21 protein-coding genes are annotated in these 21,673 nt (G+C 67.8%); all 21 read right to left on the bottom strand.

What is annotated here, in order from left to right:
* Positions 1–31: 31 nt before the first annotated feature.
* Positions 32–1,054 carry a hydrogenase expression/formation protein HypE gene (hypE, locus tag LY44_RS07505; protein WP_055213583.1) on the bottom strand — a complete coding sequence of 341 codons (1,023 nt, stop codon included), beginning with the start codon at positions 1,052–1,054 and terminating at the stop codon, positions 32–34.
* Between the two features lie 154 nt (positions 1,055–1,208).
* Entirely contained in the window at positions 1,209–2,342 is a 1,134-nt protein-coding gene (gene hypD / locus LY44_RS07500; RefSeq protein ID WP_055210701.1) for a hydrogenase formation protein HypD, read from the bottom strand.
* Positions 2,339–2,629 carry a HypC/HybG/HupF family hydrogenase formation chaperone gene (gene hypC, locus LY44_RS07495; RefSeq protein WP_055210703.1) on the bottom strand — a complete coding sequence of 97 codons (291 nt, stop codon included), beginning with the start codon at positions 2,627–2,629 and terminating at the stop codon, positions 2,339–2,341. Before hypC ends, hypD begins: the two co-directional genes overlap by 4 nt.
* Entirely contained in the window at positions 2,629–4,107 is a 1,479-nt protein-coding gene (locus LY44_RS07490) for a sigma-54-dependent transcriptional regulator (protein ID WP_055210705.1), read from the bottom strand. The genes hypC and LY44_RS07490 overlap by 1 nt, the downstream gene beginning before the upstream one ends.
* Positions 4,107–5,060 carry a hydrogenase nickel incorporation protein HypB gene (hypB, locus tag LY44_RS07485; RefSeq protein WP_111395992.1) on the bottom strand — a complete coding sequence of 318 codons (954 nt, stop codon included), beginning with the start codon at positions 5,058–5,060 and terminating at the stop codon, positions 4,107–4,109. Before hypB ends, LY44_RS07490 begins: the two co-directional genes overlap by 1 nt.
* Positions 5,060–5,401, bottom strand: a complete 342-nt coding sequence (gene hypA, locus LY44_RS07480) for a hydrogenase maturation nickel metallochaperone HypA (protein ID WP_055210706.1) — start codon at positions 5,399–5,401, stop codon at positions 5,060–5,062. Before hypA ends, hypB begins: the two co-directional genes overlap by 1 nt.
* Positions 5,394–6,278, bottom strand: coding sequence for a hypothetical protein (locus LY44_RS07475; RefSeq protein ID WP_065118397.1), 885 nt, complete (start codon positions 6,276–6,278; stop codon positions 5,394–5,396). The genes hypA and LY44_RS07475 overlap by 8 nt, the downstream gene beginning before the upstream one ends.
* The gene (locus LY44_RS07470; RefSeq protein WP_055210800.1) at positions 6,275–7,030 is read right to left on the bottom strand and encodes a [NiFe]-hydrogenase assembly chaperone HybE; all 756 of its coding nucleotides are present in this window, start codon (positions 7,028–7,030) and stop codon (positions 6,275–6,277) included. Before LY44_RS07470 ends, LY44_RS07475 begins: the two co-directional genes overlap by 4 nt.
* Positions 7,031–7,119: 89 nt before the next feature.
* Positions 7,120–7,947, bottom strand: a complete 828-nt coding sequence (locus LY44_RS07465; protein WP_055210708.1) for a hydrogenase expression/formation protein — start codon at positions 7,945–7,947, stop codon at positions 7,120–7,122.
* A 3-nt stretch (positions 7,948–7,950) separates the two neighbouring features.
* Positions 7,951–8,367 carry a thioredoxin domain-containing protein gene (locus LY44_RS07460; RefSeq protein ID WP_081024482.1) on the bottom strand — a complete coding sequence of 139 codons (417 nt, stop codon included), beginning with the start codon at positions 8,365–8,367 and terminating at the stop codon, positions 7,951–7,953.
* 7 nt (positions 8,368–8,374) lie between these two features.
* The gene (locus LY44_RS07455) at positions 8,375–8,695 is read right to left on the bottom strand and encodes a HypC/HybG/HupF family hydrogenase formation chaperone (protein ID WP_055210711.1); all 321 of its coding nucleotides are present in this window, start codon (positions 8,693–8,695) and stop codon (positions 8,375–8,377) included.
* On the bottom strand, positions 8,695–9,327 hold the full coding sequence (locus LY44_RS07450; RefSeq protein ID WP_055210713.1) for a HyaD/HybD family hydrogenase maturation endopeptidase: 633 nt from the start codon (positions 9,325–9,327) through the stop codon (positions 8,695–8,697). The genes LY44_RS07455 and LY44_RS07450 overlap by 1 nt, the downstream gene beginning before the upstream one ends.
* 203 nt (positions 9,328–9,530) lie before the next feature.
* Complete coding sequence (cybH, locus tag LY44_RS07445; protein ID WP_055210715.1) at positions 9,531–10,319, bottom strand: Ni/Fe-hydrogenase, b-type cytochrome subunit; 789 nt, start codon at positions 10,317–10,319, stop codon at positions 9,531–9,533.
* A gap of 9 nt (positions 10,320–10,328) precedes the next feature.
* The gene (locus LY44_RS07440; protein WP_055210717.1) at positions 10,329–12,122 is read right to left on the bottom strand and encodes a nickel-dependent hydrogenase large subunit; all 1,794 of its coding nucleotides are present in this window, start codon (positions 12,120–12,122) and stop codon (positions 10,329–10,331) included.
* Between the two features lie 3 nt (positions 12,123–12,125).
* Positions 12,126–13,202, bottom strand: a complete 1,077-nt coding sequence (locus LY44_RS07435; RefSeq protein ID WP_055210719.1) for a hydrogenase small subunit — start codon at positions 13,200–13,202, stop codon at positions 12,126–12,128.
* A 199-nt stretch (positions 13,203–13,401) separates the two neighbouring features.
* Entirely contained in the window at positions 13,402–15,621 is a 2,220-nt protein-coding gene (gene hypF, locus LY44_RS07430; protein ID WP_055210721.1) for a carbamoyltransferase HypF, read from the bottom strand.
* A 52-nt stretch (positions 15,622–15,673) separates the two neighbouring features.
* Positions 15,674–17,104 (bottom strand): nickel-dependent hydrogenase large subunit, encoded by a 1,431-nt coding sequence (locus LY44_RS07425; protein WP_055210724.1) that lies wholly within the window; start codon positions 17,102–17,104, stop codon positions 15,674–15,676.
* Positions 17,101–18,099: an NADH-quinone oxidoreductase subunit B family protein gene (locus LY44_RS07420; protein WP_055210726.1), complete on the bottom strand. Its 999-nt coding sequence runs from the start codon at positions 18,097–18,099 to the stop codon at positions 17,101–17,103. The genes LY44_RS07425 and LY44_RS07420 overlap by 4 nt, the downstream gene beginning before the upstream one ends.
* The gene (locus tag LY44_RS07415; RefSeq protein ID WP_111395990.1) at positions 18,096–19,466 is read right to left on the bottom strand and encodes a sensor histidine kinase; all 1,371 of its coding nucleotides are present in this window, start codon (positions 19,464–19,466) and stop codon (positions 18,096–18,098) included. Before LY44_RS07415 ends, LY44_RS07420 begins: the two co-directional genes overlap by 4 nt.
* An 84-nt stretch (positions 19,467–19,550) precedes the next feature.
* Positions 19,551–20,096, bottom strand: coding sequence for a hypothetical protein (locus tag LY44_RS07410; RefSeq protein WP_055210728.1), 546 nt, complete (start codon positions 20,094–20,096; stop codon positions 19,551–19,553).
* Positions 20,078–21,580 (bottom strand): Ni/Fe hydrogenase subunit alpha, encoded by a 1,503-nt coding sequence (locus LY44_RS07405; RefSeq protein WP_055210731.1) that lies wholly within the window; start codon positions 21,578–21,580, stop codon positions 20,078–20,080. The genes LY44_RS07410 and LY44_RS07405 overlap by 19 nt, the downstream gene beginning before the upstream one ends.
* Positions 21,581–21,673 lie beyond the last annotated feature (93 nt).

Raw genomic sequence — 21,673 nt, 5'->3', positions numbered from 1 at the left:
CGGCGCAGCGCCCGCCGCCCCGGCCCGCCGCTCAACAAATCCGCGGCAACTGCTCACCCACCAGCATGTCGACGATCCTTGCCCCGCCAAAGGCCGTGCGCATCCGCACCTGTCCCGCGTGGTCTGCCACCGCCCGCCCGACGACGCAAGCCCCCGCGCCCTCGGGTCGCGCCCGCATCGCCGCGAGCGCCGCGGCGGCCTCGGTCTCGGGCACGAAAACCACCAGCCGCCCCTCGTTCGCCAGATAAAGCGGGTCCAGCCCCAGGATCTCGCACAGGCCCACCACCTCGGGGCGCAGCGGCAGCGCGGTTTCCTCGATCACGATGCCGCAGCCCGCCGTCTGCGCGATTTCATTCAGCGCCGAGGCAAGGCCGCCCCGGGTCAAATCCCGCGCCGCGCGGATCCCCGGCGCCGCCGCGATCACATCGGCCATCAGATGGCCCAGCGCCGCGCAATCGCTCTCGATGTCGGAGCGCAGCGCCAGATCGCCCCGCGCCGCCAGAATCGTCGCGCCGTGATCGCCCAGCACGCCATTGACGATCGCCACATCGCCCGGCCGCACCCGCCCCGCCGCGATCTCGCGCCCCGCAGGGATCACGCCCACCCCCGCGGTGGTGACGAAGACGCCATCACAGGCGCCGCGCCCCACGACCTTGGTGTCGCCGGTGACGATCCGCACCCCGGCCGCTTCCGCCTCGCGCGCCATCGTGGCGACGATCCGGCGCAACAGCGCCACCTCGGTTCCCTCCTCGAGGATGAAGGCGGCCGACAGCCACAGCGGCCGCGCGCCGCCCACGGCCAGATCATTGACCGTGCCGCAGACCGCGATCTTGCCGATGTCACCGCCCGGAAATTCGACCGGCGTCACCACATAGCTGTCGGTGGTAAAGGCCAGCCGCGCGCCGGGCTCGGCCAGCGCCGCCTCGGTCAGCCGCGCCTGATCCTCCATCCCCGGCGGCTGAAAGACCGAGGTGAAGACCTCCTCGATCAGATCCCGCATCGCCTTGCCGCCACCGCCATGGGCCAGCGTCACCCGCTCATCTCTCAACGCCATCTCATCTTGCTCCAGATTTCGCAGGGGTCCGGGGGAGATCGCATCTCCCCCGGTCGGTGGGGGGCCCGGGGGGAGGCGAGGCCTCCCCCCGGTTGGGGCGGGGGGTGCGGGGGGCGGCAGCCCCCCGCCGGGTCGGGGGCGACGCCCCCGAAACCTACTCCGCCGCCCGCGCCCCGCCATATTGCCAGTAGGCCGCACAGGCCCCTTCCGAACTCACCATCAAGGCGCCCAGCGGCATCTCGGGCGTGCAGCCCTTGCCGAATTGCGCACAGGCGACGGGTTTCATCCGCCCCGTCATCACCGCGCCACAGGCACAGCCCTCGGCCTCCGCCACCTCGGCGCGCTGGCCCGCATAACCCACGCCGAATTTCTCCTCGGCATCATGGGCGCGATAGGCCGCCCGGATCCGCAGCCCCGAGGCGTCGATCTCCCCCAGCCCCCGCCATTCGAACGACGGCCGCCGCTCGTAGACATCGGCGATCGCCGCCAGCGAGACCTTGTTTCCATGTTCGGGCACGACGCGGGCATATTGGTTTTCCACCGCCGCCCGGCCTTGCGCGATCTGGCGCAGCACCATCAGCACCGACTGCAGAAGATCGGTCGGCTCGAACCCCGCGACAACCAGCGGCTTGCCATAGTCTTGTGCAATGAAATCATAGGGATGAATGCCGATCACCATCGAGACATGGCCCGGCCCGATGAAGCCATCGAGCCGCATGTAAGGGTCGTCAAGCAGCGCCCTGATCGGCTCGGGCACGGTGATATGGTTGCAAAAGACACTGAAATTCGCCAGCCCCTCGCGCGCCGCCTGCTGGATCGCGAGCGCGGTCGAGGGCGTCGTCGTCTCGAAGCCCAGCCCGAAGAACACCACCTCGCGCCCGGGGTTGCGCCGGGCCAGTTCCAGCGCATCCAAGGGCGAATAGACCATGCGGATATCCGCCCCCGCCGCCTTGGCCTGCAAGAGCGACAGTTTCGAGCCCGGAACCCGCATCGCATCGCCGAAGGTGCAAAAGATCACCTCGGGGCGCCGGGCGATCTCGATGCATTCATCCACCCGCGCGCGGGGCAGCACGCAGACCGGACAGCCCGGCCCGTGGATGAATTCGATGCCGGGATGAATGAGCTTGTCGAGCCCGTAGCGAAAGATCGAATGCGTATGCCCGCCGCAGATCTCCATGATATGGACGGGCTTTTCCGCCGTCGCGCCGATCTGCCCGGCCAGCCGGGCGATCTCGGCCAAAAGCCCCTTCGCCAGCGCGGGATCGCGAAATTCCGAGGCGAATTTCATCCCCGCCCCTCCAGCGCCGCGGCGCCCTCGGCGATTTGCGCCAGCGTCTCCTGCGCCTCGCCCAGATCGCGCAAGGCCTCCAAAGTCCGCGCGGCCTCCGCCTCGTCAATCAGGCTCATCGCGAAACCGACATGGATCAGCGCCCAATGCCCCAGCAGCGCGTCAAGCGGACCCTCGGCCACGCAGGCCACGTTCACCTCGCGCTGCACCCCCGACACATCGGCCAAGGCCATCATCCGACCGGCGTCGGTGATCGCCACGATCTGCCCCGGAATCCCCAGACACATCAGTCTTCCTCCTCTTCCTGCACCCGGCCCGCCGGATGCTCGATGCCGTAGCGGTCAAGCTTCGCGCGCAGGCCGACCCGGCTCAGCCCCAGCTCCGCCGCCGCCCGGCTCTTGTTCCAGCGGTTGCGGGTCAGCGTCTCGCGCAGGATCCGCATCTCGATCAGCTCGATGCGATCCTTGAGCGTGCCATCCGCCGTCATCACCTCCTCGGCCGAGCGGTCGGCGCCGCTGTCCGAGGGCGCGGCCTGCAGGATGTGGCGCGAAATCAGCTCGGCGCCGAGCACATTGTCCTGCGCGAAAATCAGCATCCGCGTGACTTCATTGTGCAATTCCCGCAGGTTGCCGGGCCAGTCGTAGTTTTCCAGAAACTCGAGCGCGGCCGCGTCGAAGCCCAGCGCCTGCTTGCCATGCCGCACCGCCGCCTCGGCCAGCATCGATTGCGCCAGAACCGCGACATCGCCGCGCCGCGCCCGCAAGGGCGGCAGCGCGATTTCCCCCGCCGACAGCGCATAGTAAAGATCGGCGCGAAACCGCCCCTCGGCCACCATCGCGCGCAGATCGGCTGCCGCGCCAGTGATCAGCCGCAGGTTGGTCGAGGCGGTTTCCTGCCCGCCGAGCGGCGTGATCGCGCCATCGGCCAGCATCCGCAACAACGCCAGCTGCAGCGCCGGGCTGGCCGCCTCGACCCCGGCGACAAACAAAGTGCCGCGGTCGGCCTTTTGCGCCAGACCGATCTTCGCCACGCCGCCGGGCAGCACGCCGCGGCGCGCGCCGAAGAGCTCGATCATCGCCAGATCCTCGGGCAGACCGGCCAGGTTCAGCTCGTAAAACGGCTTGTCCGAACGCAGCGACACGTAATGCATCGCCCGCGCCAGCTGCGCCCGCCCGGAGCCCGGTTCGCCGCGCAAAAGCACCGGCACGTCGAAACTGGCAAATTGCCGCGCCAGCGCAATGGCCGCATTCATCGCGGAATTCGGCGTGCGCAGGATCGTCTCGAACCCCATCCCCTCGCGCAACGCGCGGCGGCGCTTCTCGACCCGGCTTTCCGAGGTCGAGTTCAACAGCCGCATCTCCAGCGAGAGCCGCTCGTTTTCCCGCGCCAGGGTGAACATCCGCGCCGCATTGCGCGCCGAGGACAAAAGCTGCTCGGGATGCCAGGGCTTGGTCAGGAACTGATGGATGCCCGCATCGTTGATCGCCGCCATCATCGAGGCGCTGTCGGTATAGCCGGTGATGATGATGCGCACGGTTTCGGGCCAGCGCTCGCGCACCTCGGTCAGGAAATCGACGCCGGTGCGGCCGGGCATGCGCTGGTCGCAGATGATGACCTGCACCCATTCCTCTTCCAGAATGGCGATCGCCGCCTCGGCGCCCTGCGCGGTCAGCACGTCGAAATCGTCTTCCAGCGCCAGCTTCATCGCCGCCAGCGAATGCGGCTCGTCATCGACCAGAAGGATCGCGGGGGCCGTGGCAGCCATCACCGCGCCTTCCGCGCCAGACCCGCGCCGAGCCAGTCGATCCAGGCCGCCATGCCCTCGCCGGTGCGCGCCGAGACACGCAAGACTTCGATGTGCGGATTCACCCGGCGGATATTGGCCTCGTAAAGATCCAGATCGACGTCGCAATAGGGCGCCAGATCGACCTTGTTGAGGATCGCCAGCCCCGCCGCGGCAAACATGTCGGGGTATTTCAGGGGCTTGTCCTCGCCCTCGGTGACGGACAGGATCGCCACCTTGGCATCCTCGCCCAGATCGAAGGCGGCCGGGCAGACCAGATTGCCGACGTTTTCGATGAACAAAAGCGCGCCCTCGGGCAGCGGCAGATGCGCCAGCGCCTGTTCAACCATCGCCCCGTCCAGATGGCAGCCCTTGCCGGTATTGACCTGAATGGCCGCCGCCCCGGTGGCGCGGATGCGGTCGGCGTCATTCGTCGTCTGCTGATCGCCCTCGATCACCGCAAGAGGCTGCGCGCCCAGCATCTCGATCGTCCGCACCAGCAGCGTGGTCTTGCCCGAGCCGGGCGAGGAGACGAGGTTGGTTGCAAAAATGCTCTTTTGTGCCAGTGCGGCCCGGTTTCGCGCCGCGTATTGGTTGTTTTTCGACAAGATGTCGGCCTCGATCTCGATCAGCCGCGCCTGGCTCATGCCGGGCACTTCGGTGCCCGCCGGGCCATGGCCCAGATGGATGTCATGGGCGCAAGCGCCATGGGAATGGCCGTGATCGTGACCATGCGCATGCGGGTGATCGCTGTCGGCCTCGGCGCCGTGACCGGCGGCGTGGCTGTGGCTGTGCGCATGGCTGTGGGGGCCCTGCGGCTCGGCCAGCACGGCAAAGGGGGCGGGCTTGTGCGCCGCGTCCTTGCCGGTCTTCTTCAGATGATCCTTGAACTGGTCCTCGACGCTGTGACCGCCACAGCCGCATACCGTGCACATCAGAGCACCTCCAAATCCTTGATCCGCATCTCGTCACCGCCCTGCACCAGAAGCCGCGTGCCGCCGCACTGCGGGCAGATATCCAGCCGATGATCGATTTCGACAGTTTTTCCGCAGTCAAAGCACGCGGCCTGCCCCGGAATGTCGAAAATCTGCACCTCTGCCCCCTCGGCCAAAGATCCGCGCAGCACCACGTCGAAGGCGAAGTCCAGCGCCGCGCGCTCCACCCCCGCCAGCCGCCCGATCTCGAGCCGCACCCGCGTCACCTTTGAAAACCCGTTGGCGCGGGCAGACTCCTCGATCGCCGTGCGAATCCCCTCGACGATCGACATTTCATGCATGCGCCAGCTCCTGCAGCGAGACTGCCACACAGGGGTCGAGAATGTCGATGACCAAAACCGCCAGACCGGCCTTGGCAGCGGGCAAGTTGGCCAGCGACAGCGTCAGCGCGCCGCCCGGGGCCAGCAGGTGATCGGTGGGGGTGACGCGGGAAAGCGCCGTGACCATCCCCGCCTCGGCCCGGGCCGACAGCGCATAGGTGCCGCGCGCCGCCGCCACCAGCGCCAGCCCCGGCCGCGGCGTTGCTGCGGCCAGCGGCGCCAGCGCCAGAGCATGCAGATCGACGACCCGGCCCAGCGCGCGCCAAAATGGGCCCCGGCCGAACCGCGCCTCGGCCTGGCGCATCAGCGGATCATCGGCCACCCGTCCGGCGGGGGAATTTTCCTGCGCCGTCAAGGCCATGGGATCGGTGAGCGGGGGCAGGACCGCCACCGCCTCGCCCGGCGCAAAGGCATGGCCCAGCGATGCCAGAAGCGGTGCCACCCCCTGCCCCGAGGTCAGGAACGGCCACAGATCACCGGGTTTCGCCCCGCCCCACAGCCAGTGTTGCAGCGCCGCGCCACCCTCGGCCCAATGATCGGGCAAGGGCTGCGGGGCAAGGCCCAGCAGCTTCGGCCAGATCAGGCAGAGCTTCGCCAGATGATCGCGCAGGATCTCGCGGCGCGACGGCGTCTCGTCCGCCGCCAGCCCCAGCGCCAGCCGCGCCGCATGGCCCTGCGCCGCGCCGCACAGATTGAAGAGCCGCGGCAGCAGCTCTGCCACCTCTTCGGGCGGTCTGCCCAGCAGCAGCGCCGCCACCGGCAAGGGATCGGGCGGGGTCAGGTTGACCGCCAGCCGCGCCCCCTCGGGACGCAGCACGATGCCCAGCGCCGCGCTCATTCCGTCTCGCCCTCGCCCGCAAGCCCCGCCGAGATCAGCCGCCGCCGCGTCGGTTGCGCCAGCGCCTCGGCTCGGGCGGCAGTCTCGGCCGCCTCGGCCGCGGCCGCCTCAAGCGCCGCCAGTTCCGCCGTGCGGGTGGCGCGGATTTCCGCCGCCCGGTCGGTCTCGGCGCGGTTTTCCGCTTTGAAGAGTTCGATCATCACCGCCCGCGCCAGATCGACCGCCTGCATCTGGGTCTGGAAATCGCCCATCGTCGGATAAAGCGAGCAGGCCTTGTAGCCGCCCACCATCTCGCGCCGGTTGTGGATGAATTCATAGATGCCCGAGGGGAATTCCAGGTCTTCCTTGGCGCCCGGAATCAGGCCCGACCAATCCTCGCCCTCGGCGGGCAGCTGGATCAGGTTCATGAACCAGGGGCTGACGAGCACGCCAAGGCCGCGCCCTTCGTGGCTGCGAAAGCCCACGGCTTCGATCGACAAAGCCTTGTTCACCAGCGGCACGTCGCGCATTTTCGCATGCCAGATCTCGCGGAAATCGGCGACCAGCGCCGACACCTGCGCATCAATGCGGTTCTGTTCCAGCAACGCGGGGGCGCCGGGGTCGCTTTGCACGATGAACTGCGCTTTCGGCGCATCGCAATTCGGGCAGTGCCAGTCCTCGGGCAGGTGGGTGAAGGGCGTGCCGGGCAGAACCTGGCGGAACTCGTCGCCCGAGGCCGGATCATAGGGCGTCCAGCAGATCTTGCATTCCATGATCGCCAGATCGGAAATCCGGTCATTGGCACCCAGATACGACCCCTCGAACCCGGCGCGGGGCGCATTTTCCCCGCTCAACGGCCCGCTCAACGGATCGCCTCCAGCACTTCGCGGATGCGGTCCGCCGAATCCTCCAGATCTTCGCGCGCGGCGAGCGCCACCTCGGGCATCGTCGTCACCTCGATCGTGTCAAGGATCAGCGCATCGGTCGAATTGTAGAACTGCACGCGCCAGACATGCGGCGTCGCCGTCGCGGTGATCCGGCAATTGCCATAGCCGCGCGACAGGATCGTCACCGCGCCCTCGCCCAGCATGGTGTCCAGCAGCGTCAGGTCTTCTTCCGTATGCGGCAAGAGCGTCAGGTTGATGACATCGGCCGCGCCGCCGACATAAGCCGCGGATTTGTCGAAAAGTTCCGCGATCAGCGCCGGGGCGTTCACCACCCCGTCCGCCAGCGGCGGCAGCGCGGTCTGACCCTTGCGGAAGGGCTCGAAAGCGCGCGACAGCGCCGCGGCGGGCACCGCCCCCACCTCGATCCGGTCGACGCCCGCGGCCGCCACCGACCAGACCCCGGCAAAGACCGATTCCTGCACCATCAGCGCCGGGATGCCGCGGATCTTCATCGCGACCTCGCCCTGCCCCATGGTTTCCGCAATCAGCGCGCGGTTTTGCGCATCAAGCCCCGCCAGCTCAAAGCTGGCCATGCCGCCCTGCACGCAGGCCTCGGCCGCCGCGGCGATGTCGGAGAGCAGCTTCAGCGCCGGGGCCACGGAAGACGTATCCTCGACCTCGGGCAGATGCGCCGCATAGGTCCGCATGCCGGAGGGCAGCTGCATGTAGCCCAGTTCCTCGTCCTCGTCGCTCTGCGAGCCGGGGCCGAAACCGACGGGGGGCAGGTGGAAATTCGAGACCATGGCTCAGCCTTTCGCGGCAAGGATATGAGAGGTGCGGGCGATGTAATCGTCCCAGTCGCGGATCTTCTCGATGCCGCCCAGAAAGTCGCCGTCGCGGAAGAACAGGAACGAGGGGGTTTTCAGAACCCGCGTCGTCTCGCGCAGCTCGGTCTCGATGCCGTCGCCGACCACGGCGCAGTCAAAGGCGTTCTGGAAGGCCTGGCGCAGTTCGGGCAGCACCACGGCGGCATCGGGGGTTTCCAGATTGCGCGCGCCGTCGCCCGGCACGAAGAGGCAATGCGCCCCCGGCCGGGTGGTGAATTCGCGCAGGTCATGCGCATTGTCGAGCCGCGGCCAGCCGAAATCGGTGGTCAGCCGCGCCACCAGCGGATGGATCTTGCCCGAGGGCGGCGCGGTGTCGGGCATGGGGAAGTCGTGCATCGGAACCTCAGGCGCGGGTCTTGCCGGCGTCAAGCGCGGCTTGAAGATGGGGGGGAAGCTGGGGCGAACGGGCTTCGAGATCGGCGAAGGCATCGCCAAGATCGCCGCCCGCCATCAGCGACCGCAGCCCGGCAAGGGCGGCGGTGATCTGCGCGGCGGCCTCGGGCGTCAGCACCTCGCGGGCGGCGCCGAGAAAGGCCAGAACCCAGTCGCCGGGCCGCGCCTCGGGGGTGAGCGACAGATCGACAAGGCCCGGACGGCCGTCCTCGATCACGTCACCGCGGATGCCATCGACCGACAGCAGTTGCACGGGAATGCCGACGCACATCAGGCGCGGACCTTGGCGGCCGAGGGGAAGAAGCGGTGATCGCCGATCCGGCAGGCCTCGTCCTCGGTGGGGCGGCCGCGCTCATAGACATCGCGGGAAAGCGAGGGATCGAGCAGATCATTGCTGATCGTCGCGCCCTTGCCCACCTCGATCCCCCAGGCGCGCAGCTCGCGCACCGCCTCGGCGATCGCAGGATCGACCTGTTCCGCCACGGCCGGGCGCAGGGAGCCGCCGTAATCTTCCAGCTCGACCGGCTGGCAGCCGATCAGCGTCATATGCGCGGGGCAATAGCCCATCAGTTGCGCCGTCGCGATCACGTCCTGAAAGCCGGTCTGATGCAGGCTCATCTTTTTCGCGCCCATGAAGGCGGGAACATCGCCGTCGCGCAGGGTGAGCAGCCTGCCCGGCGCAAGGCCGAAATCGACCGCGTCAAAGACGATCAGCGCCTCGGCCTCTTCCAGAAACGGCAGCAGGTAAAGCCCCTGCGTGCCGCCATCGAGCAGCCGGACATTGGCGGGCAGCGCATGGGTTTCGGCCATCCGCTCGACGCAGCGCACGCCGAAGCCCTCGTCGGCCCAAAGCACATTGCCGATGCCCAGAACGAGCACCCGTTCAGGTGTGAATGCTGGCATGGTTCCCTCCCTAGACCGTGGCTCGCGCGGGCGCTCGGCCCCGATGATGATCCAGCCCCCAGACCGGCAAAACCCGGCAAGAGAGTCGGAACATCGCGAATTTCGGAAACTTTCTTACCAGTTTTATGATGTATTTGGAAGAACTATTTCCACAAAAAACCGGGCGCAGAGCCTTCTGCGCCCGGTTCCGCCCCTGGTCGGGGTCACTCGATCCGGTCGTCCTTGAAGGTCCGGTGCCCCGAGATCATCGTCGAGACCATCGACTGACGGCTCATCACGTCTTCGCGGACGGCGGCGTAGATATGGATGATCGCGAAGATCACGATCGCCCACATGCCCAGATGGTGCAAAGTGTGCAGCCGCTGGCTGTTTTGCACATAGCCCAGCACCCAGCCGAACAGGCTGTCGGTCACGCCGCCCTGCCCGGCGCCTTCGGCATAAAGCGCCCAGCCGGTGATCATCATGAAGGTGATGCCCAGCGTGATGAAGGTGAACATCGCCGCATGCGCCAACGGGTTGTGGCCGATGTATTTCTTCGGCTCTTCTTCCAGGAAGAAATACCAGCGCAGCTCGAAGACGAATTCCTTCCAGTAGCGCTTGTTGAAGATCGGGATGTAGAACATCTGCCAGGCGTGGCGGTTGCCCACGAAAGCCCAGTAGATGCGGCCGAAAAAGCCCACCGACATCACCACCCCGGCGGCGAAATGGGCAAAGCGGATGTAGCCCATCACGAACTGGTCGGTGGCCTCGCCGATCTGCATCGAGGGCAGCGGCGAGGCGATGAGATAGCCGGTGACCACCAGAATGGTGATCGCCAGCGCATTGACCCAGTGCCAGACCCGCACCGGCGCCTCGTAGACATAGACGGAGGTGCGCCGCCGGATGCTTTCAAGGTCTTCGCGGGTGGCGTCGCCGGTCAGTCGCGAGGCCTCGAAGATTTCATCCGGGCCACGGACGGGGGCATTGATCCTTTCGTCGGAAACTCCCTTCATGGCATCCCCCTACCGGACCTTGACGGTGGTCAGGGGGGCGCCTTCGGCCGACATCACATGCGTCGAACAGGCAAGGCAGGGATCGAAGCTGTGCAGCGTGCGCAGGATTTCGACCGGCTCCTCGGGGCGCTCCATCTTCGTGTTCAGCAGCGAGGCCTCGAAGGCGCCGATATTGCCCTTGCTGTCGCGGGGCGAGCCGTTCCAGGTCGTCGGCACGACGCATTGATAATTCTCGATGCGGCCGTCCTTGATCCTGACCCAGTGGCCGAGCGCGCCGCGCGGCGCCTCGGTCATGCCCACGCCCTTGGCTTCCCTGGGCCAGGTCGAGGGATCCCATTTTTCGACATTCGCGGTCGAGCTGTCGCCGTTCTTGATGTTGGTCATCATCTTGTCGAAGAAGTGCTTTTGCAGACGGCAGCAGTATTCCGCCTCCAAAGCCCGCGCCGCGGTCCGGCCCAGCGTCGAGAACAGCGCCGAGACCGGCAGGTTCATGTCGCGCAGCAGGCCCTCGACCTGGTTCTTGATGTCCTCGTGACCCTTGGCATAGCCGACGATATAGCGGGCGAGCGGCCCCACCTCCATCGCATTGCCGCGCCAGCGCGGCGCCTTGATCCAGGAATATTTCGCGCCTTCGTCGATGTTCTCGATATTGGTGCGGGTGCCTTTCAGGTTCGGGCCCAGCTCGAATTTCGGCTCGGTCCGGCCATCCCAGGGATGCAGCCCCATCCCCGGCTCGCCGTAATCATACCAGGAATGGTCGACGAATTCCTGCACCTGTTCGGGGTCGGTCGTGTCGACGTCATGCACCTCGTTGAGGTTGCCGTTGATGATCGCGCCCCGCGGCAGATGCAGCTGTTCGGCGCTGAAATCATTCGGGTTTTCCGGGATGTCGCCATAGGACATCACCGATTGCCCCGCCAGACCGCCGCCGTAAAGCCAGTCCTTGTAGAAGCCGCCGATGGCTTTCAGGTCGGGCAGATAGACGTTGCGGGTGAATTCGGTGCAACGGTCGATGATCGAGGAGACGAGGTTGAGCCGCTCCATGTTGATCGCGCCGACCGCGCCGACGCCATGGACGTTGATCGGACAGGGCACGCCGCCCACCAGCCAGTTCGGATGCGGGTTCTTGCCGCCGAAGATCGTGTGGACCTTGACCACTTCCTTTTGCAGATCAAGCGCTTCGAGATAATGCGTCGTCGCCATCAGATCGGCTTCGGGCGGCAGCTTGTAGGCCGGATTGTCCCAGTAGCCGTTCTTGAACAGACCGAGCTGCCCGGATTCGACGAATTTCTTCAGCCGGTTCTGCACGTCGCGGAAATAGCCGGGCGAGGACAGCGGATGGCTGGGCGAAACCATCTGCTGCAGCTCGGACGTCGCCTTCGGATCGGCCCGAAGCGCATTGACCGGGTTCACCCAGTCCAGCGCATGCAGGTGATAGAAGTGCACGATATGGTCGTGGATCTGCAGGTTCAGCTGCATCATGTTGCGGATCGAATTGGCATTGTCCGGGATGGTGATCCCGAGCGCGCTTTCGACCGCGCGGACCGAGGTCAGCGCATGCGTGCCGGTGCAGACGCCGCAGATGCGTTCGGTGAAGGCCCAGGCGTCGCGCGGATCGCGGCCCTTCAGGATGACTTCAAGGCCGCGCCACATCGTCCCGGTCGAAACCGCATTGGTGATGATGCCCTGATCGTTGACGTTCACTTCGCAGCGCATGTGGCCCTCGATCCGGGTGACCGGATCGACGACGATGCGTTTGCCCGCATTATCAAGGGTAAAGCCATTCGGCGTCTGGGTCGTCATGGCTTACGCCTCCTCGTTCTTTTTCTGCGCCCGCTTGAGCACGGAGACCGCGGCATGCGCGGCGACACCGGCGCCCACAAGGCCGGTGGCGGTCCAGCCGATCTTGTCGGCGGTGGCCTCGATGCCGAATTGCTTGATCGTGGTCAGCCGGTCATAGAAGCTGCCCTGATCCCAGAACCCGTCCTCGGAACAGCCGATGCAGCCATGGCCGGACTGGATCGGAAAGCTGACGCCGCCGTTCCAGCGCACGGTCGAACAGGCGTTGTAGGTGGTCGGGCCCTTGCAGCCCATCTTGTAAAGGCAATAGCCCTTGCGCGCGTTTTCGTCGTCCCAGTGTTCGACGAACTGGCCCGCGTCGAAATGCGGGCGGCGGTAGCATTTGTCGTGGATGCGCTGGCTGTAGAACATTGCCGGGCGGCCCTGACGGTCCAGTTCCGGCATCCGGTCGAAGGTCAGCATGTAGGTGATGACGCCGGTCATCACCTCGGCGATCGGCGGGCAGCCCGGGACCTTGATGATCGGCTTGTCGGTGATCACCTTGTGCACCGGCGTCGCCCGGGTCGGGTTCGGCGCCGCGGCCTGCACGCAGCCATAGGATGCGCAGGCGCCCCAGCTGATGATCGCCTTGGCCCCTTCCGCGGCGTGGCGCAGCTTCTCGACAAAGGGCTTGCCGCCGGTGATGCAGAACATCCCGTCTTCATTGAGCGGCGGGTTGCCCTCGACGGCCAGGATGTAGTTGCCCTTGTATTTGGCGATGGTTTCCTCGAAGGCCGCTTCGGCGGCATGCCCCGCGGCGGCCATCAGCGTGTCGTCGTAATCGAGCGAGATCATCGACAGCACGACATCCTTGGCCAGCGGATGCGCCGAGCGGATGAAGCTTTCCGAACAGCAGGTGCATTCCAGCCCGTGCACCCAGACGACCGGCGTGCGCGGCTTCGTCTCCATGGCTTCGGCGATTTTCGGCACGAAGGAGGGGCCAAGACCCAAGGCTGCCGCGGTGAGCGAACAGAACTTCATGAAACTGCGCCGGGTGATCCCCTGACGCCGCATCACGTCATAGAAAGTTTCGATGTCCGACAATTGTCCCTCCCTTGCCTTGTGACGTCCGTGACCTCCTCGGCCGCCCATGGGTAGAGTGGAATTCTCATGGTTGGGCCGGTTTCCGCCAATGAGAAACGGCAAATTGTCGCAGAAAAATTTTTCCTTGCCTTTCAAGGGTGTGTGATTTTGTCACGCAAAAAATCCGAAAGGAATTTGATCGATTCCATTTCCACTTCGATCAGAAGCTTTCCAATTTTGCCGCCGCGACAAGGGCCTGACCCAGCGCCAGCCCGCCATCATTGGCCGGGATGCTGCACTGCGTCAGAATCCTTTGATCGGCAAGGATTTTCCGCGTCATGGTTGCAATTCTGGAATTCTGAAAACAGCCGCCCGTCAGCGCCACCGCCGCGGCCCGTCCGCTGTCGATCAGCGCCACGGCCTCAGCGGCAAAAGCCTGCGCAAGGCTGGCGTGCAGCGCATGGGCGACGTGGTCGGGGCGTTCGCCTGCCGCCAGAAGTTGAAACAGCGGCGCCGGGTCGATTGCGCCCGCAAGGACCGGCAGATCCAGCACCGGACCGGTCTCGGCAGCAAGTGATTCCAGCCGCATCGCCGCCTCGCCCTCGTAGCTTTGGCGCATCGGGCAGATGCCGAGACAGGCGGCGACGGCATCGAAAAGCCGCCCGGCAGAAGACGACAGCGGCGCGTTGATCCCCTTGGCCGCCATCTGCCGGGCCAGATCGCGCGGCGCTTCGCGGAAGAACCGGTCGGCCAGATCCGGCAGCCCCGCCGCATCCAGCCGCACCAGCGCATTGCGCCAGGGCTCGCTCTGCGCCCGGTCGCCGCCGATGAGGGGCGCGGGCTTCAGCCAGGCGATGCGCTCGAAACCCGCGTAATCGCCCAGCAGCAGCTCGCCCCCCCAGACCGTGCCGTCAGGCCCAAGGCCAAGCCCGTCGAGCACGATCGCCGCCACCTTGCCGCCGTCCTTCGGCCAGAGGTTTTCGCCCAGACAGGCGGCCAGATGGGCGTGATGGTGCTGCACTGCGATCAGCGGCACGCCAAGCCGCCCGGCCCGGGCGGCACCGTGGCGGCTGGCGCGGAACTCGGGGTGCAGATCAACGGCCACGGCCTGCGGGTGATGGTCGAAAAGCGCCGCATAATCGGCATCGGCCTGAACGAAGGCCTCCCAGGTCAGCGCCTCGTCCAACGCGCCCAGATGATGGCCCAAAAGCGCCTGGCCGGTCTTGATCAGACACAGCGCCGCCTTCATCTGCCCGCCATAGGCGACAACCTGCGGCGCGGTCTCAAACCCGGGCGGCAGCGGCAGCGTGCCGGGCACCTGCCCGCGCGCCCGGCGCAGCACCATCGGCGGATCGGCCCGCAAGACCGAGTCATCCAGCCGCCGCGCAATGTCGCGATCATGCATCAGGAAAGCATCGGCAAAGGCGGAGAGTTTTTCGCGCGCCTCATCGTTGCCGATCACCTGCGGCGCGCCCGAGAGGTTGCCGCTGGTCATCACCAGCACACCGCCGAACGCATCCAGCAGCAGATGATGCAACGGCGTATAGGGCAGCATCACCCCAAGTTCCGTCATGTCGGGGGCAAGGGTCTCGGGCAGCGCGCCCCGCGCGGGCATCAAGACGATCGGCGCCGCGGGATCGCGCAGCGCCGCAAGGGCCGCGGGGCTGACCGAAACGATGCGCGCCAGATCGGCTTCGCGCGCCATCAGCGCAAAGGGCTTGGCCGGGCGGTGCTTCCTTGCGCGCAGCCGGTCGACGGCTTCGGCATTGCCGGCATCGCAGGCCAGATGAAAGCCGCCAAGCCCTTTCACCGCAAGGATTTCCCCGGCCTGCAACCGCGCGGCGGCCTGCGCGATCGCATCGCCCGGCAGCTCTGCCCCGCCCAGTTCCAGCCAGAGCCGCGGCCCGCAATCGGGACAGGCGATCGGCTGGGCGTGAAAGCGCCGGTCGGCGGGGTCTTCGTATTCGGCCCGGCAGGCCGGGCACATCTCGAACCGCGCCATCGTCGTGCGGGCGCGGTCATAGGGCAGGCTTTGCAGAATGGAAAACCGCGGCCCGCAATGGGTGCAGTTGGTGAAGGCATAGCCGCGCCGCCGCCCCTCCCCCCGGATCTCCGCCAGACAGGCCGGACAGGTCGCGGCATCGGGCGTCACCCGCGTCTCGGCCCCCGCGCCCCCCGAGGCGCCGATCCGAAACCCCTCGGGCAGATCGTCAAAGACCGCCGCGACAACCTCGACCGCATCGACCCGCGCCAAGGGCGGCGCCTGATCCCGCAAGGCCGCGGCGAAATCGCCCAGATCTCCCGCGACCCGGATCAGCACCCCCTCGGCATCGTTCAGCACCACCCCGCGCAGCCCGCGCGCCTGCGCCAATTGCCAGACGAAGGGCCGAAACCCCACGCCTTGCACCTGTCCGCGCACCCTGATCTGCCAAGCCTGCATTTCATCTTGCCTCAAATACCTCGGGGGTGTGGGGGCAGAGCCCCCACCGCGCTCAATGCACGGTGCAGACCATGCAGGGATCGAAACTGCGCACGACATGCTGCACCGAAACCGGACTGTCCTCGCCGGGCGCGACCGGGGCGCCGACCAGCGCCGCCTCCAAAGGCCCGGGCACGCCCCGCGCATCGCGGGGGGAAAAGTTCCAGGTCGTCGGCGCGATGATCTGGTAAGACGCGATCTTGCCGCCCTCGATGCGCAGCCAATGGCCCAGACTTCCCCGCGCCGCCTCGACGAGCCCGGCGCCCGCGCCCGCCTCGGGCATTCGGCCCTGCACCATGAAGACCGCGCCGGGATCGAGCGCCGCCGCCCAGCCCTCCATCAGAAACTGCGTCCGCGCCAGCTCCAGCAGCCGCCCGGCGACCCGCGCCAGCACGCCGCCGCCCGCCAACTGAACCGCCAGCGGATGACCGTCGATCAGCTGCCGCGCCAGCGCCCCCACCTCGACCGGCGCGCCCTCCAGCCGCGGCGCCTTGCACCAGCTGTAGGCGCCCGCGCGCATCGTCTCGTCGGGGCGGGTGACGCCGTCAAAGGGATGCGCCGTGCCGCCCAGCATCCAGGCATGGCTGAGGTCTTCGGCAATCGTCGCCATGTCGGGCGCCGTGACCGCGCCCGCCTGCCAAAGACCGGGGGCGAAGCCATGCCCCTCGGCCAGCGGATAGGCGCCGAAACTCAGATAGCGCCCGGCGCCGCGGCCAAGCCGGTCGAGGTCCAGATCGGCGGCGATCTCCACAAAAAGCCCGGCATCGCCGCGATCCCAGCGCATCAGATCGGCGACCGTGGCAAGCGCGGCGAAATCTTCAAGCCGCCCGCCGAAAACCTGCGTTTCCAGATGCTTGCGGAACATCCGCAGCTCGGTCTGAATGCGCAGCACCTCGCGCGGGCCGGGCGTGCGGGTGACACCGCCCGGTTGCAGCGCCAATGTATGCGGCCATTTCCCCGCCACCAGCCCCAGAATGTGCATCAGCCCCGAACGCGCCGCAATCGCCGCCCGGGCCGCCTGCCCCTCGATCGCGGCAAAGCGCGCGACGGCGCGCGGATACCACGGCCGGGCGGCGTAACAGGGCCGGGTGAAATCGGGCATGAAGAACAGGTTGAAATGCACCAGATGGTCCGAGACATTCTCGACCGCATGAATGAGCGCGGCCAGCCGCGCGCCCTGGTCGGTCGGCGAAAGCCCCATCGCCGCGCCCAGCGCCCGCGCGGCGGCAGCCGATTGCGAGATCGAGCAGATGCCGCAGATCCGCGGCGTCAGCGTCAGCGCGTCGCTGGGGTCGCGCCCCTCCAGCATGCGCTCGAAGCCGCGGTACAGCGGGCTGTTGACCCGGGCCGCGGCCACCCGCCCCCCGGCCAGATCGAGATGCACTTCCAGATCGCCCTCGACCCGGTTGAACGGGCCGACGACCAGCCGCGGCCTGTCGCTCATCGCCGCCCCCCGGGTTTGCGGATCGTCGGCGGCACGGCAAGGCGCGGGGCGGTGGCGTTTTGCGCGATCCGCGCGGGCGTGGCGGCTTTCGACAGCGAGGCCAGCGCCATGAACCAGGCCTTCGGCATGTCGGCCGGAAGCCCCACCGGAATGCCCGCGACCTTCGGGGTTTCGGTGAAAGGGTGGCGGGGTTCCTCGAACTCGGGCGCGGTGCAGGCGATGCAGGGATAGCCGCCCCGCGTGCAGGACCCCTCGCCGTTCCAGGGGCGGATGTTGCAATCGCCCACGGCCTGCGTGCCGACGCAGCCCAGATGTTCCATCATGCAGCCCAGATCGGACAGCTGCAGCGCCGAGGCCTTGTATTCATAGAATTCGTTGCGCGGGCAGCCGTGATGCACCAGATGTTGCGCATAGAACAGCGGACGCCCCAGCGCATCCAGATCGGCCTCGGACAGTTTGCGCTGCGCAAGCAGCATCAGCGTCTCGGTGACCCAGCCCGGATGGGTCGGACAGCCCGCGATATTGACGACGGGCAGGCCAGAGCGGCCGCGGAACCCGGGCGCCAGCACGCCGCCCGGATGCGCGCCCTCATAGACCAGCCCGACCGCATCCGAGGGGTTCCCCCCGGCCGAGGTCACGCCGCCATAAGCGGCACAAGACCCCACCGCCACCACATGTCCCGCCAGCGGCGCCAGCGCCCGCACCCAGTCGAGCATCGCGCGCCCGGTGCCCGAGAGCATCTGAAACCGCCCCGTGCCCATCGGCCCGCGGGCGATCGCGCCCTCGATGGCCAGACAATCCAGCGCGATCTCTCCGGCCTCGATCGCCTGCAAAAGCTGCCTCACCTCGCCGCCGGTGGCGAGGCTGAGCGCCGGATGCCACAGGAACTCCACCCCCGCCGTGGCCAAAGTGTCGATCAGATCGGGGGCCTCGGCACAAAGCGCCGACATCGTGCAGCCGCCGCAGCCCGAGGCCTGCAACCACAGAACCTTCATGCCGGTGCCCCCGCCAAGGCCAGATCGAAGCCGAAACAGGCGCCGCCGAGCGGGCTTTCGGGCAAAAGCCGCAGCCGCCCGCCGTGTTCCTCGACGATCTTGGCGCTGATCGACAGGCCCAGCCCGGTGCCCTTGCCGACATCCTTGGTGGTGAAGAACGGGTCGAAAATCGTCGGCGCCACATCCTCGGCCACGCCCGGCCCGGTGTCGGAGACGACCAGCTCGCCCCGCCCGGCCGCGATCCGCGCCTCGATGCGGATGCGGCCGTCCTGAAAATCGCCCATCGCATCAAGGGCGTTTTGCACCAGATTCATCACCACCTGCTGAATATGACCCGGCCGCCCGATCACCTCGAGCGCGGCAAGGCCGGTGAACTCGACCGCCACCGCGGTTTTCGAGCCGCGCCGGACCCAATCCGCCGCCACCCCGGCAGTGGCGACCAGATCGAAGACCACCTGCGCACCGGTGCCCTCCGAGGAGAGCCGACGCAGATCCTCGACGATGGCGCGGACCCGCTCGGCCCCGTCGCGGGCGCCATCAATCGCGGTGCGCAGATTGCCGACCTCGCGTTCCAGTTTCAGCCGCTCGCGCAGCGCCACCAGCTCCGCGCGCGTGGCCCCCGCCTGCACCGCGGCGAAATAGGTCTCGAATTTCGCGGCATAGCGTTCCATCGCATGGGCATTGGCGTAAACGAAGGAAATCGGGTTGTTCAGCTCATGCGCGACCCCCGCCAGCAGACGGCCAAGCGAGGCCAGCTTTTCATTGCGCACCAGCTGCGCCTGTGCCGCGATCAGCGCCGCATGCGAGCGTTCGAGCTCGGAATAGGCCTGGCGCAATTCCCCCAGCGGACGGCCGGTCAGCACATAGCCGATGATGCGATCCCGCTCGTCCAGCCGCGGGCTGACCGAGAGTTCCAGCGGCGCCGGGCCGTCCGGGCCGATCAGCGCTGCCTCGACGGTGACCGGGGCACGGCGGTTCGCCGCCTCGGCCAGCACGCGTTCGAGCCGCGGCCCCGAGGCCGGATCGAACAGCGCCGAGAGCGGCCGCCCCTGCCAGACCCCCGTCCCCTGCCCGGTCAGTGCCTCGACCGAGGCCGAAGTGCCCAGCACCTCCCCCGCGCGCGAGACGACGATCAGCGCATCCGAGACCGAGGCGAAGATCGAACCGAGATAGGAGCGCAGGTCTTCCAGCTCGTGGTTCTGCCGCTCCAGCCGTTCCTGATAATCGACAAGTTCCGCATAGGTGCGATCAACGGCCGACAGCACATCGACCCAGACCGCATCGCCCGCCGCGTGACCGGGCAGCAGACCGGCCAGAGCGGCCGGATCGAAACGGGGCGGACTGTCCTTGACAGGCAGTCGGGACATGGCGCGGCTCCGGTGGGGGGGCTGCGTCAGCATATCGGGCTTGACGCCCCGCGCAAGGGGAGAGCCCGCCCTGCTCCTGCGGGCTCACTCGGCGGCCGAGCGGCGATCGTCGCTGGCGGGGAACAGATCCTCGGCCGGGCCGGTCAGCGCCGCCTGCCAGCGGTCGATCCCGGGCCAGGAGAGCAGCGGGATCAGAAAACCCCAGGCCTGCGCCAGATGCGCCCGGGCCGTGGCGCTGAGACCTTCCTCCAGCGCGAAGCTTTCGCCGCGCAGGCACAGCACGAAGGCGGGCGGCGGCTCGTCATGCATGACCTGGCGATAGGCTTCCAGAACCCCCTCGGGGCCGATGCCAAGGCTGGTCGAGGGCCCCAGAAACCGGCGCGGCATCGCCTGCACAAAAGCGAAGGGCGCGGGTGTGCCCATGCCCGCATCGATGAACAGCGCCAGATCCTGACCGACCAGATCCAGCGCATGTTCAACCTGCAGCTGCGCATCCTCGATCAGAGTGATGTGGCTCCAGCCCGCCCGGGCGATGCGCGCGGCCAGCCGCGGCCCCAGCGCGTCATCGCCGCGGCTTTCATTGCCCCAGGCAAAGACGACCAGACGCGGTCCTAGGATCGAACGCAGCATGACACCCCCCCGTCCGCGCCCCGGCGCAGCCCCGAAACGACCGCCCCCGCGGCATCGATCAGCTCGACCGACAGCGGCATCTGCCCCAGCGCATGGGCGGCACAGGACAGGCAGGGGTCAAAGGCGCGGATCGCCACCTCGATATGGGCCAGCAGACCTTCGGTGACCCGGCTGCCGTCGCAATAGCGCGCCGCCACCCCCTGCAGCGCCGCATTCATCGCCCGGCTGTTGTTGCGGGTGGACAAAAGCAGCGTGCAGCGCCGGACCCGTCCGGCCTCGTCGACCTCGTAGCTTTGCAACAGCGTGCCGCGCGGCGCCTCGATCACGCCGACGGCCGCGCGCTGCGGGGCGCCGCGCTCGGCCATCAGATCGGCGCCCAGCAGCTCGGGATCGTCCAGAAGGTCGCGGATCAGCTCGGCCGCATGCAGCAGTTCGACCAGCCGGGCGCCGTGATGGAACACCGCCCCCTGCAACGGCTTCCCGTCCGCGGGGGCGAGAAGCCGCTGCCGTTCGGTCTCGGCCTTCTCGGAGGTCAGAAGGTCGCAGACCTGCAAACGCGCCAGCGGTCCGACGCGATACCAGCCCATCTCGGGGCCCAGCGCGCGCAGATGCGGACCGCCCGGGCCGGAGGGTTCGGCCAGAACCCCGCGATAGGCCGCGGCGGGGATGGCGTCGAAGAGCGTCGCCCCCCGGGCATCGCGGGCCCGCAGAAGGCCATCGTAGAAATCCACCGCGCCAGAGGGCCCGACCAGCGCCAGCAGGTTGCCGTCGACCGCGCCAAAATCGTCGTAAAACGCCGGATTGGTGCCATGCAGCCGTTCCAGCACCCGCAACGCCCCCACCGCCCAGTCGATCACCTGATCGACATCGGCGCGCAGCTGATCGCGGGCCTCGCGCGCCAGACGGCGCCGCATCCCCCCGGGCACAGCCCCGGCGCCGCGCAACCGCCCGCCGGTGATCGCCCGCACCACCTCCTGCCCGAAGCGGCGCATCAGCACCCCCTCGGTCGCCAGCTGCGGAAAGGCGCGCGCGACATCGACCAGACCGCGCCGGGCGCGCTCGCTGTCGAAGCCCAGAAGCAGGTCCGGCTCGGCCAGATGATAAAGCTGCACCGCATGGCTTTGCACGATCTGGCCGTATTGCATCAGCCGCCGCAGCTTTTCCGCCGTGGGGGTCAGCCGGTCATAGCCCGCGATCCGGTCCATCGCCTTGACCGCGGCCAGATGATGGCTGACCGGACACAGGCCGCACAGCCGCTGCACCGCCTCGGGGATCTCGGCGATCGCGCGGCCCTCAAGGAAGGTCTCGACGCCGCAATGGTCCAGAAGCTGCAGCTGCACCTGCCGCATCCGTCCGCGCGCATCAAGGCGGATCGTCACCCTGCCCTGGCCCTCGCGCTCCGGGCCGGGGCAGGCCGGGCGGAGTGCCGATGTGACCGGGATCGGCGGCAGGCGGACGGGGGGGGCAGTCTCGAAGGCAAGCATCGGGGAACTCGGCGGCAGCAGCGGGCGGGGCCCCGCGGGTCGAAGAAACAGAATCGGCAGGACACGGGACGCGGAACCGGGGCGCCGAGGTCC

The organism is Rhodobacter capsulatus (genome assembly GCF_003254295.1).
In the GTDB taxonomy this organism is placed as follows: domain Bacteria; phylum Pseudomonadota; class Alphaproteobacteria; order Rhodobacterales; family Rhodobacteraceae; genus Rhodobacter; species Rhodobacter capsulatus.
The sequence above is the reverse complement of the archived record's forward strand: the minus strand, read 5'-3'. Positions and strand labels throughout refer to the sequence as shown.

Excerpts from the sequence above, each read along its gene's own strand:
- hypA (WP_055210706.1), bottom strand. The coding sequence starts at position 5,401 with ATGCATGAAATGTCGATCGTCGAGGGGATTCGCACGGCGATCGAGGAG.
- LY44_RS07470 (WP_055210800.1), bottom strand. The coding sequence starts at position 7,030 with ATGGAATGCAAGATCTGCTGGACGCCCTATGATCCGGCCTCGGGCGAC.
- LY44_RS07475 (WP_065118397.1), bottom strand. The coding sequence starts at position 6,278 with ATGAGCGCGGCGCTGGGCATCGTGCTGCGTCCCGAGGGGGCGCGGCTG.
- LY44_RS07415 (WP_111395990.1), bottom strand. The coding sequence starts at position 19,466 with ATGTCCCGACTGCCTGTCAAGGACAGTCCGCCCCGTTTCGATCCGGCC.
- hypC (WP_055210703.1), bottom strand. The coding sequence starts at position 2,629 with ATGTGTCTGGGGATTCCGGGGCAGATCGTGGCGATCACCGACGCCGGT.
- LY44_RS07465 (WP_055210708.1), bottom strand. The coding sequence starts at position 7,947 with ATGGTCTCGAATTTCCACCTGCCCCCCGTCGGTTTCGGCCCCGGCTCG.
- LY44_RS07420 (WP_055210726.1), bottom strand. The coding sequence starts at position 18,099 with ATGAAGGTTCTGTGGTTGCAGGCCTCGGGCTGCGGCGGCTGCACGATG.
- LY44_RS07450 (WP_055210713.1), bottom strand. The coding sequence starts at position 9,327 with ATGCCAGCATTCACACCTGAACGGGTGCTCGTTCTGGGCATCGGCAAT.
- LY44_RS07405 (WP_055210731.1), bottom strand. The coding sequence starts at position 21,580 with ATGCTTGCCTTCGAGACTGCCCCCCCCGTCCGCCTGCCGCCGATCCCG.
- LY44_RS07410 (WP_055210728.1), bottom strand. The coding sequence starts at position 20,096 with ATGCTGCGTTCGATCCTAGGACCGCGTCTGGTCGTCTTTGCCTGGGGC.
- LY44_RS07425 (WP_055210724.1), bottom strand. The coding sequence starts at position 17,104 with ATGAGCGACAGGCCGCGGCTGGTCGTCGGCCCGTTCAACCGGGTCGAG.
- hypD (WP_055210701.1), bottom strand. The coding sequence starts at position 2,342 with ATGAAATTCGCCTCGGAATTTCGCGATCCCGCGCTGGCGAAGGGGCTT.
- cybH (WP_055210715.1), bottom strand. The coding sequence starts at position 10,319 with ATGAAGGGAGTTTCCGACGAAAGGATCAATGCCCCCGTCCGTGGCCCG.
- LY44_RS07455 (WP_055210711.1), bottom strand. The coding sequence starts at position 8,695 with ATGTGCGTCGGCATTCCCGTGCAACTGCTGTCGGTCGATGGCATCCGC.
- LY44_RS07490 (WP_055210705.1), bottom strand. The coding sequence starts at position 4,107 with ATGGCTGCCACGGCCCCCGCGATCCTTCTGGTCGATGACGAGCCGCAT.
- hypE (WP_055213583.1), bottom strand. The coding sequence starts at position 1,054 with ATGGCGTTGAGAGATGAGCGGGTGACGCTGGCCCATGGCGGTGGCGGC.
- hypF (WP_055210721.1), bottom strand. The coding sequence starts at position 15,621 with ATGCAGGCTTGGCAGATCAGGGTGCGCGGACAGGTGCAAGGCGTGGGG.
- hypB (WP_111395992.1), bottom strand. The coding sequence starts at position 5,060 with ATGTGCACGGTATGCGGCTGTGGCGGTCACAGCGTCGAGGACCAGTTC.
- LY44_RS07440 (WP_055210717.1), bottom strand. The coding sequence starts at position 12,122 with ATGACGACCCAGACGCCGAATGGCTTTACCCTTGATAATGCGGGCAAA.
- LY44_RS07460 (WP_081024482.1), bottom strand. The coding sequence starts at position 8,367 with ATGCACGACTTCCCCATGCCCGACACCGCGCCGCCCTCGGGCAAGATC.